Origin of the sequence: Polynucleobacter sp. Latsch14-2, from assembly GCF_018881925.1 — a bacterium.
Classification (GTDB): domain Bacteria; phylum Pseudomonadota; class Gammaproteobacteria; order Burkholderiales; family Burkholderiaceae; genus Polynucleobacter.
Genome location: NZ_JACVPL010000006.1, coordinates 99,852 through 116,821 on the forward strand (window position 1 = coordinate 99,852; position 16,970 = coordinate 116,821).

Annotated in this window: 14 protein-coding genes and 1 tRNA gene; 7 read left to right on the plus strand and 8 right to left on the minus strand. The window is 46.3% G+C overall.

Going from position 1 to position 16,970, the window contains the following annotated elements; genetic code table 11:
- Window positions 1-29 precede the first annotated feature (29 nt).
- The 4 genes from ICN46_RS07120 to hrpA are packed head-to-tail and all read right to left on the minus strand — an operon-like array spanning window position 30 to window position 6,942.
- Window positions 30-1,010 (minus strand): sterol desaturase family protein, encoded by a 981-nt coding sequence (locus tag ICN46_RS07120; protein ID WP_216206529.1) that lies wholly within the window; start codon window positions 1,008-1,010, stop codon window positions 30-32.
- Window positions 1,011-1,032: 22 nt separating this feature from the next.
- Complete coding sequence (locus ICN46_RS07125) at window positions 1,033-1,803, minus strand: polysaccharide deacetylase family protein (protein ID WP_216206532.1); 771 nt, start codon at window positions 1,801-1,803, stop codon at window positions 1,033-1,035.
- Window positions 1,804-2,829: a YVTN family beta-propeller repeat protein gene (locus tag ICN46_RS07130; protein WP_216206535.1), complete on the minus strand. Its 1,026-nt coding sequence runs from the start codon at window positions 2,827-2,829 to the stop codon at window positions 1,804-1,806.
- 57 nt (window positions 2,830-2,886) lie between these two features.
- The gene (gene hrpA / locus ICN46_RS07135; protein WP_370625493.1) at window positions 2,887-6,942 is read right to left on the minus strand and encodes an ATP-dependent RNA helicase HrpA; all 4,056 of its coding nucleotides are present in this window, start codon (window positions 6,940-6,942) and stop codon (window positions 2,887-2,889) included.
- Between the two features lie 17 nt (window positions 6,943-6,959).
- Here hrpA and argA point away from each other — a divergent pair, with 17 nt between their 5' ends.
- The gene (gene argA / locus ICN46_RS07140; RefSeq protein ID WP_216206538.1) at window positions 6,960-8,327 is read left to right on the plus strand and encodes an amino-acid N-acetyltransferase; all 1,368 of its coding nucleotides are present in this window, start codon (window positions 6,960-6,962) and stop codon (window positions 8,325-8,327) included.
- 62 nt (window positions 8,328-8,389) lie between these two features.
- A complete protein-coding gene (locus ICN46_RS07145) occupies window positions 8,390-8,662 on the plus strand; it encodes an oxidative damage protection protein (RefSeq protein WP_216206541.1) in 273 nt (90 codons plus the stop codon).
- A gap of 272 nt (window positions 8,663-8,934) precedes the next feature.
- On the opposite strand, the gene rpiA is transcribed toward ICN46_RS07145, so the two are convergent.
- Window positions 8,935-9,621, minus strand: a complete 687-nt coding sequence (rpiA, locus tag ICN46_RS07150; protein ID WP_216206649.1) for a ribose-5-phosphate isomerase RpiA — start codon at window positions 9,619-9,621, stop codon at window positions 8,935-8,937.
- 97 nt (window positions 9,622-9,718) lie between these two features.
- Here rpiA and tal point away from each other — a divergent pair, with 97 nt between their 5' ends.
- Window positions 9,719-10,684 carry a transaldolase gene (gene tal / locus ICN46_RS07155; protein ID WP_216206545.1) on the plus strand — a complete coding sequence of 322 codons (966 nt, stop codon included), beginning with the start codon at window positions 9,719-9,721 and terminating at the stop codon, window positions 10,682-10,684.
- Window positions 10,685-10,832: 148 nt separating this feature from the next.
- On the opposite strand, the gene ICN46_RS07160 is transcribed toward tal, so the two are convergent.
- Genes ICN46_RS07160 through rnr form a run of 3 tightly spaced genes read right to left on the minus strand, consistent with a single transcriptional unit; the run spans window position 10,833 to window position 14,208 of the window.
- Window positions 10,833-11,018 carry a YgaP family membrane protein gene (locus ICN46_RS07160; protein WP_216206547.1) on the minus strand — a complete coding sequence of 62 codons (186 nt, stop codon included), beginning with the start codon at window positions 11,016-11,018 and terminating at the stop codon, window positions 10,833-10,835.
- A gap of 33 nt (window positions 11,019-11,051) precedes the next feature.
- A complete protein-coding gene (gene rlmB, locus ICN46_RS07165) occupies window positions 11,052-11,807 on the minus strand; it encodes a 23S rRNA (guanosine(2251)-2'-O)-methyltransferase RlmB (protein WP_216206550.1) in 756 nt (251 codons plus the stop codon).
- A 10-nt stretch (window positions 11,808-11,817) separates the two neighbouring features.
- Complete coding sequence (rnr, locus tag ICN46_RS07170) at window positions 11,818-14,208, minus strand: ribonuclease R (RefSeq protein ID WP_216206553.1); 2,391 nt, start codon at window positions 14,206-14,208, stop codon at window positions 11,818-11,820.
- A 141-nt stretch (window positions 14,209-14,349) separates the two neighbouring features.
- On the opposite strand from rnr, the gene ICN46_RS07175 reads away from it, so the two are divergent.
- The 4 genes from ICN46_RS07175 (at window position 14,350) to ICN46_RS07190 (ending at window position 16,967) form a co-directional block, all read left to right on the plus strand.
- Window positions 14,350-14,436: transfer RNA gene (locus ICN46_RS07175), tRNA-Leu, on the plus strand.
- 220 nt (window positions 14,437-14,656) lie between these two features.
- Window positions 14,657-15,442 (plus strand): enoyl-CoA hydratase, encoded by a 786-nt coding sequence (locus tag ICN46_RS07180; RefSeq protein WP_216206556.1) that lies wholly within the window; start codon window positions 14,657-14,659, stop codon window positions 15,440-15,442.
- A gap of 18 nt (window positions 15,443-15,460) precedes the next feature.
- Complete coding sequence (locus ICN46_RS07185; RefSeq protein WP_216206559.1) at window positions 15,461-15,775, plus strand: NIPSNAP family protein; 315 nt, start codon at window positions 15,461-15,463, stop codon at window positions 15,773-15,775.
- A 10-nt stretch (window positions 15,776-15,785) separates the two neighbouring features.
- Window positions 15,786-16,967 carry a CaiB/BaiF CoA transferase family protein gene (locus tag ICN46_RS07190; protein ID WP_216206562.1) on the plus strand — a complete coding sequence of 394 codons (1,182 nt, stop codon included), beginning with the start codon at window positions 15,786-15,788 and terminating at the stop codon, window positions 16,965-16,967.
- Window positions 16,968-16,970: the final 3 nt, after the last annotated feature.

Here is a 16,970-nt window from a genome sequence, read left to right on the forward strand (position 1 = left end):
AATCCCTTATTTGCGAAGTTAATATCGCTCTACTTGCGTAGTAATTTTTTAATCTCTCTGAGAGAGAGCAATAAGCATTGCCACTGTTGAACAAATATATTATTGGAAATCAATAAGCCCCGCACACCCGTTGGGTAGACCTCTTTGGGGAATATCGCGGTTCTAAATAACATATCCCACCAAGGGAAAAGAATTCCAAAATTGCAACCGCCCAATACCTCAGGCTTGCCAATCGCCTCGTGACCGAAGCCAACCGCATGGTGCAGGCGATGAAACATAGGCGAAATGATGACGTAACGAAAGCCTCCCAGACTCACTCTGATATTGGCATGTTGCCAGCTTTGAATAAATTGACTCACCACTACCAATGCAATAAATTGACCAGGAGAAACACCAAATAACAAGGCAAAGAATGCAAACACTGTAGCCCGCAAAATATCATCAAGAATGTGATTGCGATTATCAGACCATGCGGTCATTACAGTTTGACTGTGATGCAGTGAATGTAGTTGCCACCACCAATGGAATTTGTGGGAGGCGCGATGATAGAGGTAATCCACCAAATCAAGAAAAATCAGATAGATGAAAAAGCTAATAAGCGGAAGTGAGGTGAATGGTGGCCACCATAGCTCGACATTTAGGCGCTCAAATCGAAAGTCATGCAACATTGCATCGACCTGAAAAAAGAATCCTGATAACGCAACGAATATCAAGCCATGAAATATTCCAAGTCGATGAAAGAAGGTGTAAATGACATCAGCCGCACTTGAGGATGAGAATCGCTCTTGCTTTTCTGCGGGTGCAATGCGCTCCCATAGCCTAAGGACAAAGATAATCAACAGAATCTGAATAAAGCCAAATAAAAACCAATCTAAACCATCAAAGGCGTCCTCTGCCCAAGCCATCAGGTTAAATTGATACAAAATGGGTCCAAGAATATGCGAGAATAAAAACTCTTGTGCAAATGCATATGCCGCAGAGATTGGGTCGGTGATTGAGCTGAAATCCATATCCTATTGTGGCTGATTTAACTTACTTTGGCAGAGTTCCAAAACAAAAGCCTCGATTCTTGAGATTCATAATTAACTGTTCGAGAACTGCTGGAGCCCAAGGGTCTTTTCTTGACCAGATCCCCAAATGGGCCATGGCTATATCTCCATCTTGAAGGTGCTTGCTCGCCCTCTCCAGCAAGACTTGATTTGGGTAGACTTTGGAATCTAGCTCATCACCCAAAAATCCCGCATCATTCCAGCCAATATGCTGATATTCACACTGATTTCCCATATTGATCAGGCGCGGCGAAGTCTTGCCTCCCGGCGCTCGCCAGATTTTTTGAATAGGCGATCCAGTCAACTCCTGAAAGCGCAAATCTACCCGGCGAATTTCTTTGCAAAAACTAGCCTCGCTATAAAGCTTTGCAATACCAGCCTTCGGCCCAAATTGAGGCTTCTCGAGCACCTCTTTGTTAGGACCATCTTTAATAAAGTACACATGATCGTAGGTATGACTACCAAAGTGATGACCTTCGTGCAAACGATCTTGCCAAAAAGCCTTCCAAGAATCGTCCAAAGCAAAATCCCCTCGACTGGTTTTTTCATTAGCAAGGAAAAAAGTGGCTTGAACATTTTGCCGCTTGAGAATATCGGCAACAATTTGTGCCGCCGACATATTGCCAGTATCAAAGCTCAAATAAATAGTTTTCTTGCAGGGGCTACTCTGCGCAAATGCAGAGGATGTAATCCCCGCCAAAATAATGGAAGCTACAAGACTTGCAATCTTTTGCGTTAACCGTAAATCAATCATTTATTCCCAAGCAGCCCGTGGCGTAAAGAAAACGCCATGGGGTGATTTTCCAACTGGGATAGTTGCAATGAGCTTCATTGATGGGATGTCGATAACGCCTACCTTTTTAGCAAACCGAAAGGTGACCCACATGGTTTTACCATCAGGTGTTATTTCCATATCATCCGGACCCGATGGTAAGCCGGTAATATCACCCTCTTTTTCCAAGGTCTGCATATTGAGCAAACTGATTGTTGCCGCCACACGATTACTCAAAAAGACATGTTTCTTGTCCCCCAGGGGTCTAAAGTTATGTGCGCCCTTGCCAGTAAATATTCGCTTTACTTCTTTGCGATTTTTCCAATCAATTACTTGAACATTATCTTCACCAGTAATACCAACCAATAAATACTGATCGCCAGGAGTCATCCACAATCCTGCGGGCGTATTACCCGTAGGCATTTTCCAAATTACCGTTTGAGTTGCTAAATCAATAGCAGCCAACTCACTGGAATCCTGCAATGTGATGAATGCAGTTTTGCTATCCGATGTGTAAGCAATATGGCTGGGTGTCTTGGCAAGCTTGATGGATTTAGCAAGCTTTAGATTTGCACCATCGGCCGCGTAAATATCTACACGATCCAAACGATTGCCATTGGCAATGAACCATTTATGATTTGGAGAATAGCCAATTTGATAAGGATCGATGATCTCGGGAATCTTTCCTAAAAGCTCGCCATTGACTGGGTTCATTAACTGAACATCATTACCTGCCGCATTGGCAATCAATAAAGTCTTCTGATCGGGGGTAAGCATGAGGTGGTGTGGCTCTTTACCTACCGGAGTCGTTTTAATAACTTTCCTAGTTTGCATGTCAATCAAGCTGACACTTGCCTCAGCCGAATTAAGCACAATGGCGATTTTAGGTTCAGCTGGGGTAGGTATTGTGGGTGTCTGAGCAAAAATCAGCGGACTGCAAGTAATCAGGGCAAGCAAAGTGCCGAGTGCTAGCTCAGGAAAGCGATAAAGCTGGCGAAATGTATACATACCTTATTGTAAGCAATTCAAGCAGGAATCCAGCGCTTCCAAAATGCAATCCTTGACCTACCGCAAGCTAGCCAGAACCTTTTCGAGACGCTTTAGAGACATTGGCGTTGGTGTTTTGAGCTCTTGGGCATACAAGGCGACTCTAAGCTCTTCCAACTGCCAACGAAAGTCCTGCAGACCTTGATCCTCCGCCATGGCATATGAAGCTAATCCTTTGCTGCCCTGTAGTAGCTTTTGCCATGGGCGGAAAACAGACTCCCAGTCCTTTTGACACTGGGCATCACGACTTGGATTTGTGCGTAACTTGTCAATCCTCATCGCCACTGCTTTTAAGTATCTGGGCAAATGCACTAACTGGGAATACGGAATGTCTGCTATGAACTTAGGGAAAATTAAGCCTGTAATTTGATTTTGAATATCACTATGGGCGGTTGTCGATGCCGCCTTTGCTTGTGGGAGTTTTTTCTGTAAGTCTGCGTAGGCCTGAAGCGCTTGCAGTGCATGGCGAGCAATTTCTTGAGCAATCAATGCTAAACGTGGTTTACCTTCAAGCAGGCGCGATTCAAATTGACTTGCGTTGGTTGGCAAAGGATCCATTAAGAAAGCACGTTCTACTGCCAAGTCTAGGATTTGGTCGATAAGACCCTCAACCGATCCAATGTTGATAAACAGGAGACCTATCTCACGAATATTAGGCAATTGCTTTTGTAAGGCCTTCAAGGTTTCTTTGTTGGCTATGGAAAAGAGGCGGCGCAATCCTTGCCGATGGTGCTTTCTGGCCTCTACTAGATCGTCGAATACCTCTAGGTCGCAGGTTTCGATTCGATCAACCAGCGCTGGATATCCAAACAGGGTTTTGTTGCCCTTTTGTATTTCCAATGTTTCAGGTAACTCTCCAAAATCCCAAGACTTATATCCACCTTGCTCCACTTTACGAACAGCGTCTCCTGGGGATGCTTTTCCTAATACTCTTGCTGGCTTAGCCTCAACGCCAAGCTCGACCTGAGCTGCCTCTTGAGCAATCGCCTGAAAGGCGCTTCTTGCGGTCTCACCATACTCTGCACGCAAGCGAGAAAGATTGCGCTCCACATCCAATTGGCGACCATGCTCATCAATCAATCGATAGTTCATAGATGAATGGGCTGGTAATGCCTCAGGCCTAAAGTCAGTGCGTTTGATTTCTAAACCTTTTTGTTTGCGAATGTCCGCAATGAGGCTATCGAGATAATCACCCACTCCAAAGGCCTGCTCCTCAAGCATGCGCTCTAGAAATAATTTGGCATATTCGGGCAGTGGAACGCAGTGGCGCCGTATTTTTTGCGGCAAAGATTTCAACAGTAACAACGTCTTCTCTTCGCACATGCCCGGTACGAGCCACTCGCATCGTCGACCATCGACCTGATTAAGCAAAGTTAGCGGGACTACCAGGGTCACTCCATCCTTAGGGCTCCCCGGTTCGAAGTGATAGGTCATAATTAATTCTGTGCCACCGACAAGCATTTTTTTAGGATAACGATCTACCGTAATGCCAGCTGCTTCATGGCGCATCAAGTCTGCTTTCGCTAAGCGCAACTGAGAGTCTGGCTTTTCACCATTAAGGTCGGATTTTATTAACCAGGCCTTCATACCCTCGCGACTCAAAATACCCTTAGGTAAGCGTGAGTCATAAAAAGCAAATAGCAACTCATCATCAACCAACACATCAGGCCTACGAGAACGATGTTCTAACGCCTCAATCTCTTTAATAAGTCTGTGGTTATGCCAGAAGAAAGCAAAACTATTGGCGTATTTTTTCTTAGCGTCTGCTTCTGTTTCTCGCTCAAGTGCTGGAGTATCCATGCGCCCAAACATTTCCTCCTGAACCAGCGCCTGCCGAATGAAGAGCTCACGGGCCATTACTGGATCATGCGGCTCGTAACGCACCCGCCTCCCATGATAGATCGGCAATCCATACAAAGTGCCGCGCTCAAAGGCCAGCACCTCACCTTGACGGTTATCCCAAAATGGATCACTTAGGGATTTAATCAGGCGATGTGCAGCCACACGCTCAACCCATTGAGGCTCAATTTTGGCAATGGTGCGCGCATACATTCGATTGGTTTCTTGTAGTTCACCAGCCAATATCCATGCGCCTGCTTTTTTTCCGATGGTCGATCCAGGCCAAATAAAGGGCCGAATGCCTCGAGCACCGATATAACCACCCGTCTTACTGCCGCGCTCTTGTGATTTCTCGTCTTCTTCTTTTTTAGCAACATAACCCAGCAAACCTGTCAGCAGAGACAAGTGAACTTGTTCATAGCTTGCTGCCAAACCATTTTCTTTCCAGCCCTTTTCGCCTAGCATGGTGTGCAATTGACCATGAACATCACGCCATTCTCTTAAACGACGTGGCGATAGGAATTTACTTTTACAAAGAGTTTCTAATTGGCGATTACTGTGCTTGTGCTTTAAAGCATCTTGATACCAATTCCAGAGCTTCACAAAACTCAAAAACTCAGAGCGCTCATCAGCGAACTGCAAATGCGCTTGATCTGCAGCGGCTGCTTGATCAAGTGGCCTCTCGCGTGGATCTTGCGTGGCAAGAGCCGATGCAATTATGGTCACTTCGCGCAAGGCATTTTGATCTTTTGCTGCTAACAATATTCTCCCAATACGAGGATCTAGTGGTAGGTCAGATAGTTGTTTTCCAATACTAGTGAGCTTAAAGTTATGCTGGCTATCCTTGCCATCGATAGATTGATCTAGATCGAATTCAATCGCACCTAACTCGTCTAAAAGTTGAACGCCATCAGCAATCGCGCGGCCCAAAGGCTTATCAATAAATGGGAATTCTGCAATCTTTGGAAGGCGTAATGCACTCATCCTCAATAAAACTGCAGCCAATGAACTGCGTAAGATCTCAGGATCAGTAAATCGTGGGCGGGAAAGGTAATCTTGTTCGCTATAGAGGCGAATACAAATACCATCCGAGACTCGACCGCAGCGTCCGGCTCGCTGATTGGCAGCAGCCTGAGAGATGGGCTCGACCTGAAGCTGTTCCACTTTATTTCTATAGGAGTAGCGCTTAACACGAGCTAAGCCACTATCAATGACATAGCGAATATTGGGAACAGTTAAAGAGGTTTCGGCTACGTTGGTCGATAAGATGATACGCCGTCCATTGCCAGGACTAAATACCCTCTCCTGCTCCGCAATCGATTGACGCGCAAATAGACTTAATACTTCCGGGTGGAAACGTTGCGCCAGTAAATGATCCTTACGTAAGACTTCAGCGCAATCCCGAATCTCCCGCTCTCCAGGCAAGAATACCAACACGTCGCCTGAACCAGTTGCGCCCTCTCGCCATACATTAGCAATTGCCTCAGCAACCGCATCAGGAATTTCCTTAGCTTCTTTCGATGCCTTTTTGCCATCAGTCTTGACTTCGGGCTCCAAAGAGACATAACGTTGCTCCACCGGATACAACCTGCCACTAACCTCAATCACCGGGGCAATCTTGCCATGCATCGTGAAGTGTTCAGCAAAACGCTGAGCATCGATAGTAGCCGAGGTAATGATGAGCTTGAGATCGGGGCGCTTGGGCAGCAGACGCCTGAGATAACCCAAGAGAAAGTCGATATTCAGACTGCGTTCGTGTGCCTCATCAATGATTAGCGTGTCATAGGCGCGCAACTGAGGGTCTCTTTGGGTCTCGGCCAACAAGATGCCGTCAGTCATTAATTTAATGGAGGCACTCGGACCCGTCTTATCCGAGAAGCGCACCTGGTAACCAACATCTTGCCCCATAGGAGTCCCCAGCTCCTGAGCGATCCTTTTAGCAGTCGCGGTCGCAGCGATGCGTCGTGGCTGAGTGTGCCCTATTAACTTGCCACCATTCATAGTACCTCGACCTATATCAAGGCAGATCTTGGGCAATTGAGTCGTTTTACCTGAGCCAGTCTCGCCGCAAACGATCACCACCTGGTGCGACTGCAAGGCATCCTTGATAATTTGACGCTGGCCAGAGACCGGCAATTCTTCCGGAAAGCGGATCTCCAGCTTGCGGCAGGTGTTGGAAGCAGGCACAGGCTTGGCACTCTCTGGGGGTTTTTGTTGGTTTATGGGCTCTTGCACCCTATAATTTTCTCACTATGCCAACAAATGTTCCAAACAACGCTCAAAGTAGCGAAGAATCAAGCTCCAATTTTCCTTTCGTAGGATGGTTGCGCGATGTTGCGCCGTACATTCATAGCTTCCGTGAAAAGACATTTGTCATTGCCTTTGCCGGTGAGTTGGTACAGGAAATTGGCCTTGAGAACCTGATTGAGGATATCGCCATGCTCCATGCGATGGGAATGAGAATTGTGCTCGTGCACGGCATTCGCCCTCAAATCGAAGAACAGCTCATGCTCAGAAAGATTAAGAGCAAGTTTGGCAAAAGCGCCATGCATGCCTACCGTATTACCGATGCTGCCGCCCTTGAATGCGTCAAAGAGGCTGCGGGCGAATTGCGCCTCGATATTGAAGCAGCATTTAGTCGTGGCTTACCGAATACCCCAATGGCAGGATCTCGCATTTCAGTCATCTCGGGAAATTTTATTACGGCAATGCCAGTAGGCGTTGTTGAAGGAATTGATTACATCCACACCGGCCTAGTGCGTAAAGTGGATTCGACCTCGATTAAGCTATCTCTTGATAGCAATAAAATCGTACTACTTTCACCGCTAGGCTTTTCTCCGACAGGTCAGGCTTTTAACTTAGCATTCGAAGATGTTGCAGCCTCTACTGCGGCAGCATTAAAGGCAGATAAATTAATCTTTTTAAGCCCGCATGCCGGCCTAAAAGATGAAGAGGGTGATTACATTACAGAGTTATCGATGCCACAACTCCAAGAGTACGTTGGTCAACATCATCAAGATCTCGACTTGGGCATGAAAAGTTTGCTCAATATATCCAGCAGAGCTATTCGCGCTGGCGTTAGCCGCGTTCACTTCCTGCCATGCAATCAAGATGGTGCTTTACTTGAGGAGCTATTTACTCACGATGGCATCGGCATGATGCTGGCATCTTCAGATATTGAAAACTTACGTGAAGCCAACCAAGATGATGTGGGCGGCATCCTGCAACTGACCATGCCTCTTGAGGAGGAAGGTATTTTGGCGGCTCGTGGCCAAGATGTCATTGAGCGTGATATCCAACGTTTTTCAGTAATTGAACATGACCGCGTCCTGTTTGGTTGTGCTGCCCTCTTCCCGTTTCCCAATGGTGTGGGTGAACTAGCCTGCCTAGCGGTAGACCCAGACGTGCAGGGATCTGGAGATGGTGAGCGCTTATTAAAACGCGTTGAAATGAGAGCCAAACAAGAAGGCATCAAACGCTTGTTTGTTCTAACCACCAGGACCGAGCACTGGTTCTTAAAGCGTGGCTTTAAGAGGGCAACGGTTGATGACCTGCCTGAAGAAAGAAAACAAATCTATAACTGGGATCGCAAATCCATGGTCTTAACTAAAGACCTATAAGATTGCACTCGGAATTCATACTTCTCACCAATAAATAATCAGTACCTAGAAAGGCATTACAGATGGCACGCATGGTTCAATGCATCAAGCTCAATAAAGAAGCCGAAGGTTTAGATTTCGCCCCGCTCCCCGGCGACTTGGGTAAAAAGCTTTGGAATCAAGTTTCCAAAGAGGCATGGGCAGCTTGGCTCAAGCAACAAACGATGTTGATCAATGAGAACCGCTTGAATATGGCTGATCCACGTGCACGCCAATACCTACTCAAGCAAGTTGAAAAGTATTTCTTCGAAGGTGGTGCAGATACAGCTCAAGGGTACGTCCCCACAGCAGAGTGAATGCCGCACTCACACAATTGATCTAACGCAATTAGAGTGGTGCATTCTGAATATATATTTTCAACTTATGTTGACTTAGAGAATTCAGAAGCATAGGATTGAACTGTAGGTTAACAGTTGTAGTGTTGCCCTGCATTGGCGAAAGCCACTTCTGATAAGTGCATCTATGCGCTTATAGGCATCGGAACAAATTACCTTCCGATTGTCTGAGCCATGTTCAGCATGGCAAACAGACCCGATGGGAGATTCATTCCCCCGTCGGGTTTTTTTAATTAGAGGATGAGCCGCACAACTCCGGCAGTATTACTCACCAGCAGAATATTGGCCCTCTCTTTAGCAAACAAGCCAACAGTAATCACGCCCGCAATTTGGTTGATTTGAGACTCCATACTTAAGGGGTTCGAGATGCTTAGACCGGCAACGTCCAAAATCCAGCCACCGTTATCCGTAACAAATGGTTCCTGCGCGCTTTTTGCCAATCTTAATGAAACCTTCCCGCCAAATTTCTCTAGCTCTCTAGTCACAACACCCTGCGCCAAAGGGATAATTTCAACAGGCAAAGCAAAGGCACCCAAAACAGAAACTTGTTTCGAGGAATCGCAGATACAAATAAATTGCTTAGCCATCGAGGCAATGATTTTCTCGCGAGTCAAAGCGCCACCACCACCCTTAATCATGTTACCCAAAGAGTCAATTTCATCTGCACCATCAACATATGCAGGCAAGCCATTTACATCATTTGGATTGAGCACCTTAAAACCATGTTTTAGCAAACGCTCTGTAGTGGCATTAGAGCTTGAGACCGTCCCAGAAAAATGGGCTTTATAGGGCGCCAGAGCATCGATAAAACAATTGACCGTTGAGCCGGTCCCAATACCGAGAACTTGACCCGAGGCAAGCTTGAGTACCTCATCACGAGCTGCCTCTCCCACCATTTTTTTTAATTGATCCTGATTCATGTTGTAGCAGATACCTTTGTCGATTTGGGGCGGATAGATTAATCCATCTATCATATGATAATTGAAGGTAATTTGACTAAAGAGCGCACCACACCCCATGACTAGTACTTCAGCACTAAGCCAACTTAAAACCTTGACCACCGTTGTGGCGGACACGGGTGATTTCGAGCGTATGCGGGAATTCCAGCCTCAGGACGCCACCACTAACCCATCTCTTATTCTAAAAGCATCCCAACAGAGCAACTATCAAGCGCTCGTTGCCTCAGTAAAGCTAGCCAATCCAGACAAGAAGCCTGCCAAACTGGTCGATTACATCTTGGTCGCTTTTGGATTGGAGATTCTCAAGATTGTTCCTGGCCGCGTTTCAACAGAAGTCGATGCCCGCCTGTCCTTTGATACTAACGCAACTATTGCTAAAGCTAAGCACCTCATTGGTTTATATGAATCACATGGAATAGATCGCAAACGTATATTGATTAAACTTGCGGCCACCTGGGAAGGAATTGCAGCTGCAAAGCAATTAGAGTCTGAAGGTATTCATTGCAACATGACACTGCTCTTCTCCTTGGTTCAGGCGGCAGCCTGTGGCGCAGCCAATGCCAAACTAATTTCGCCTTTTGTTGGACGCATTACAGATTGGTATAAAACCAAACTTGCTAATACTTGGAATGATGCAAATAACGGCGGCGGCAATGATCCCGGCGTACTGTCTGTTAAGCGCATCTTTCACTACTATAAGCACTTCGGCATCAAGACCGAAATTATGGGCGCTAGCTTCAGAAATACAAGCCAGATTCTGGAATTGGCCGGCTGTGATTTACTCACAATTAGCCCTGAACTACTTGCTGAACTTCAAGCCAGTAAGCTAGTTGTCAGCCAAAAGCTGAACCCTAGTAATGCATCAAAGGCATTGGCCGATGAAAAGATTGCCGAACTCCAGCTTGATGAATCTAGCTTCCGACTGCAATTAAATAATGATGCGATGGCGACAGAGAAGTTGGCTGAAGGTATACGCAATTTCTGCATCGATACAGAAAAGCTAGAGGCACTACTCGCGAAATAATTGAGATTAAGGCCAGGACTTATTGAGTACCTAAGAACCTGAAGAGGGATATTTTAAATTTACCTCATTGTCGGCACTAAAAAAAGCCGCCCTGCAGGATGGCTTTGCTAACGATTTTTGCATTAAGGCCGTTGGATAGTCTTATTAATTACTTCTTAGTGGTATTGATACCCAAGAGACTATACGCAGGGCAATTGCCGATGATTCCAGTAACAAGGGGAATAATGCCAATCCAACCCCAGCCGCCTACGATCCCATAGCCAGCGAGGCCCATTAAGGTGACGCCAACAGTCATACGCAGCACACGATCTGTATGACCAAGATTGCATTTCATATAAACCCCTTAATTCTTATAAGAATGGCTGGACTACTTTGCGGCTTTAGATGCGCGCTGTCTTAGAGCCTCATACAAACATACGCCACTGGCCACAGAGACATTCAGGCTTTCAACAACACCTTTCATGGGAATGCGTACCAGTTCATCGCAAGTTTCTTTGGTGAGGCGACGCATACCCTCACCCTCTGCGCCCATCACAATCGCGATAGATCCAGTGAGATCAAGGTCATAAATAGATTTGGTGGCCTCATCATCTGTGCCAATTAGCCATACACCAGCCTCTTGCATTTCACGCATACTGCGAACCAGATTGGTAACGGTCAGCACCGGAATCACTTCAGATGCGCCACTCGATACCTTGCTAACGGTGGCATTAATGGAGGCCGAGCGATCCTTTGGAATCACTACAGCGTCAACGCCTGCGCCATCAGCAACCCGCAAACAGGCGCCGAAGTTATGTGGATCAGTAACGCCATCCAGCACCAAAAACAAGGGCTTCTCCTGAGTGCCAGCAACATCCTCAATCACTTCAGTGATAGTTCGAGATACCGTCATTTTTTCAGCCAAAGCAACAACACCTTGATGACGATCATGGCCAGTTAACTTATGCAGTCTTTCAGCATCTGCTGCATGCAAACGTTCACCCAATACCTCTTCAGCTTGCTTCAGAAAATCACCCATCCGGCGATCTCGTCTACCCGAATCAAAATACACTGACTTCAAGCTAGCGGGATCTACGCGCAGCCTAGCTTGTACAGCATGAAAACCGACTAAAATTTGTTTCATTATTTTCTACTTACTTTCGTTTTGCCTTGGTAGTGCGTACTGGTGGTTTATTGCCAGCAGGTTTACCCAATGATCTGCCGGGGTTAGATACCTTTCCGCCGTTTTTGCCGCCTTTGCGTCCAGCCTTACTCTTTGACTGTGATGCCCCTAGGTTGCCCGCTGACTTTGCAGCATTGACATTGACGCCACCATGTTTAGTCGGCGTCTTGCTTGAGGGTCTACTCTTCTTAGAGGCTGAAGTCTTATTTGGTCGCCCTGTATCGCTAGCTAAGATGATCTGCCGCCTAGATCCACCACCCTCAGTACTACTGGCCTTTACAAGGCTGAATTCAATTTTGCGGGCATCCAAATCAACGCGACTAACCAAAACATGCACTCGATCACCCAAGCGATAGCGAATTCCAGTTCGCTCTCCACGCAATTCTTGGCGAGCTTCATCGTATTGGAAATAATCTCCGCCTAGCTCAGTGACGTGAACCATGCCCTCAACAAAAAGGTTTTCAAGCTGAATAAATAAGCCAAAGTTGGCGACGCCAGTAACAGCTCCCGCATACTCTTGACCCAAATGATCTCTCATGTAGTAACACTTAAGCCATGCCTCTACATCACGAGATGCCTCATCTGCGCGTCGCTCATTTGACGAGCAATGAACCCCCAATTGACCCCAAATAGGTAGTGCAGCATTTGTCCCTTTAGGTAATTTAGTGCCTTTTGATGCGGCATCCTTCGAGTCGCTATGGGATTTCTTGGCATTGACTGCATTTTCCCGACCCTTACCCTTACGCGGCAGTGTCAGGTTCAGAGGCACTAATGGAGGCAATACCGGTACATAAGGCTTCTTCGCCAAGATCGACTTAATGACTCGGTGCGTTAGCAAATCGGGATAACGTCGAATTGGGCTGGTGAAGTGCGAATACGCAGGGTATGCTAAGCCAAAATGTCCTTCGTTATCCGGCTGATACATCGCCTGCTGCATTGAGCGCAACACAACCGACTGCAACATATTGGCATCTGGTCGTTCTTTGATTTCACGCATGAGTTTTGCATAATCTTTTGGCTTGGGCTTCTCACCACCACCTAAAGATAAGCCGGATGTCCGTAATACCTGACGCAATGTCACCAACTTCTCCTCAGATGGTTCGCCATGGACGCGATAAAGGCTCAGATATTTATTTTTATCAATAAAGTCTGCTGCACAAACGTTAGCCGTCAACATGCACTCTTCAATCAGGCGATGGGCGTCATTACGAATACGTGGCTCAATACGCAGAATCTTTCCAAGCTCATTACTGATAATCTGCGTCTCAGTAGTTTCAAACTCAATAGCGCCGCGCTTATGACGTGCCTCAAGCAAGATGTTGTACAGAGAATATAGATTACCCAATAAAGGCCTGAATTCAGCAAAGCGCGCTGCTTCAGGACCCTTACTATTAGAGAGCACCTCCCAAACTGCATCATAAGTAAAACGCTGGGCCGAATGCATCACTGCTGGATAAAACTGGTAGGCCAAAACAACCCCGCTACTATCAACAACCGAGTCGCAAACCATGCACAAGCGATCGACCCCGGGGTTGAGCGAGCACAAGCCATTGGAGATCTTCTCCGGCAACATCGGAATTACCCGTCTTGGAAAATACACGGATGTTGCGCGCAATAAGCCTTCGTCATCCAAAGGATGGCCTGGCTTCACATAATGCGAGACATCGGCAATCGCCACAATCAGGCGCCATGCTTTTGATTTGCCATACATCACTGGCTCGCAATAAACTGCATCGTCAAAGTCGCGTGCATCCGCACCATCAATAGTGACTAGCGGTACGTCACGCAAATCTACGCGGCCCTCAAGGTCAGACTGCTGAACAGAGTCTGGAAGTGCCGCAGCCTCTTTCATGGCTGCGGCTGAAAACTCATGGGGAACGCCATACTTGCGCACGGCAATCTCAATTTCCATCCCAGGATCATCAATCTCGCCCAAGACTTCCACTACTCTGCCAACGGCCTGGCGGTAGCTATCTGGATAGTCGATGATCTCTACACTGACTACCTGACCCAATTTAGCGTTACCGTGGCCTTTGGGTGGTATCAAAATATCGTGGCCAATACGCATATCCTCTGGCGCAACGATGAGTACACCGTTCTCATTGAGAAGCCTTCCAATGACTACCTTATTGGCATGCAAAACAACTTCAACGATCTGCCCTTCGGGACGTCCGCGACGATCTGTCCCCAAAACCCGGACATTAACCCTATCTCCGTGCATAACACGTGACATTTCCTTTTCAGACAGGAAAATATCTTCTCCGCCATCATCAGGGATGACGAAGCCAAAACCATCTCGGTGACCCTGCACTGTACCTAAGCGGTCAGCCTCACGAGGCATCAAGTCTTTTGCTTTACGCATTTAAATCCTTTGGCAATTCATGCCTTCTATCTATTTTGTTATTTATTAAGGCTACTGTATCAAACCACTAAGTCTGATGGGAAAAAGCCTGATTGAGGTTGGAAAAGTATTTGGACGCCCTAAGCCCTATAATGGATGCTTGCCCAGATGGCGAAATTGGTAGACGCACCAGCTTCAGGTGCTGGCGATCGTAAGGTTGTGGAGGTTCGAGTCCTCTTCTGGGCACCAAACAATACTAATAAGCGCCCAGCGCCTGTTGATACAAGGACATTATAAAGACTTTCAGTCCTTTATATATAAAATCATATAAGAGCTATATGGGGGCCTTTTCACCAAAAACAAGCGCCGATATAAATCAGAGATCAGGCGGGAGGTAATCCCTACCCGACCATGACAAAATATCAGGCATTTTTATGGTAATTTATTCACCAATAAGGTGAAAAAATAAATGCCATCCGAACACATCCATCAACAGCTACAAGATCGTATTTTTACCCTGGAAATAAACAGGCGCGATCGTAAAAACGCCCTCAATCAAGCCGCTTATATTGCTCTCATCGAGGGCCTAGACGAGGCGGAAATAAATCCCGATATTTCAGTGGTCCTCATTAAGGGGCAGCACGACCTCTTTAGCTCTGGCAATGATATAAAAGATTTTCTCAATCGCGACCCCAACCAAGAGCCAAAGGGGCGAGCATTCTTAAAGCGAATTGCTAGGTTTAGAAAGCCTATTGTGGCCGCAGTCGGTGGAGATGCTATTGGCATAGGCACCACACTCCTCCTCCACTGCGATTTTGTCTTGGCCGCAGATAATGCTCGCTTTCAACTTTCTTTTGTCAACCTAGGGTTATGTCCAGAAGGTGGATCGAGCTATCTTCTACCCCTCATGGCTGGTTCAAAATTAGCAAATGAATTACTCCTCATTGGCAAGCCATTTAATGCAGAGATTGCCAAAAATGCTGGGATTGTGAGTTCAATATGGAGCGCGGACCAAGTGATTGAACAAGCGCTTGAATTGTCAAAAGAGCTAGCCAATAAACCCTTAGACGCCCTTCTGACGACCAAGGCTTTACTCAAAAAACCGTTTCAATCTCAATTGGATCAAGTAATAGACGATGAATTGACAGAATTTTCTAGACTACTCAATACCACACCATCAAAAGAAATCATGAGCGCTTTTCTAGAAAAACGACCGCCAGACAGATCGACATTCAAAATAATAGAAAATAAATAAATAAACACTGGAGACAAAATGATATTAGAAGAGCGTACTTACACCATTATTCCTGGTCAAGTAAAAGAGTATTTAGATATGTACGAAAAGGAAGGAAAACCAATTCATTGGAAATACCTTGGCACGCCTGTAGGATGGTTTGTTAGCGAAACAGGGGTTATTAATCAAGTGGTGCATTTATGGCGCTATGAAACCATGACAGAAAGAGAAGAAAAGCGCGCAGCTTTATATAACGATCCCGCTTGGAACGATTATCGACGTCGCGCTGGCATTCGCATTCAACATCAAGAAAATCGCCTGTTGCGTCCAGTGTCATTTTCACCGATGAAGTAAAGATACGGCAATGTCAAAAGAAGTCTTTCCCAAAGCATTAGATGGCATACGGATACTGGATTTAACCCGCAATATAGCCGGACCTGTCGCCACCATGATGGCAGCAGAAATGGGTGCCGATGTTATCAAGGTAGAGCCACCAGGGGGTGATGAAATGCGAACCTGGCCACCGTTTGTGGATGGTCAAAGTGTTTATTTCATTAGCTGCAATCGAGGCAAGCGCAGCATATCGTTGGATTTAAAGTCTGATGAAGGCAAAGCATTATTTCTTGACCTGCTCAAGCACGCTGATGTGCTGGTAGAAAATTACCGTCCAAATACTCTTGAAAAATTAGGCTTAGGCTGGGATCAACTCAAGCTCACCCATCCCAAATTGGTTTGGGTCTCCGTCAGCGGCTACGGAAGAAGCGGCCCTAAGGCGCAAGCACCTGCTTATGACTCTATGATTCAGGCTTACTCTGGAATTATGGGTATCACCGGCGAAAAAGATGGCGAACCAGTGCGCAGTGGCGGCTCCCCAATTGATATCGCCACCTCCTATTTGGCCTGGGGTGCAATCATGACCGGCCTTCATTCTTTACAGAAAACAGGCAAAGGGCTCATTCTCGAAGTATCACTCATGGAGTCCGCTCTCGGCTTTATGCATGCTTATCTGCAAGGCGGATTGGTAGGAGCCGAGCTCTCCCCAAGAATGGGTTCAGAAACCATGGGAATGTATCCAATGGGCGTCTTTTTAACACAGGATGGCACTCACTTTTTACTTCAAGTGAGCAATGAAATTCAATGGGCTAAGTTTTGTAAAGTCTTGATGGCAACAGAGCTCTCAAATGATCCGCGGTTTGCGCGTAATCCAGATCGCGTTAAGAATCGAGAGCACCTGCGTCCACTCATTCAACAATACCTAGTCACAAAAACTGCACAGGAGTGGGAATCCATCTTTACCAATGCTGGCGTTCCAGCCAGTCAAGTCAGGAGCGTACAAGATGTAATCGAAAATGATCAAGTCAAGGCGCGAGATATGATTAAAGATGTGACCCTACCCAATGGTAGAGAAATTAAAACCTGGGGAATGCCCGTCAAAATAAATGAGCAAAGTGCAACTAATACTCATGCAGTCCCAGATCTAAATCAACATCACGCTGAAATTATTGCGGAACTTCAGCAACTCAATCATTCAATTTCAACACAATAAAAA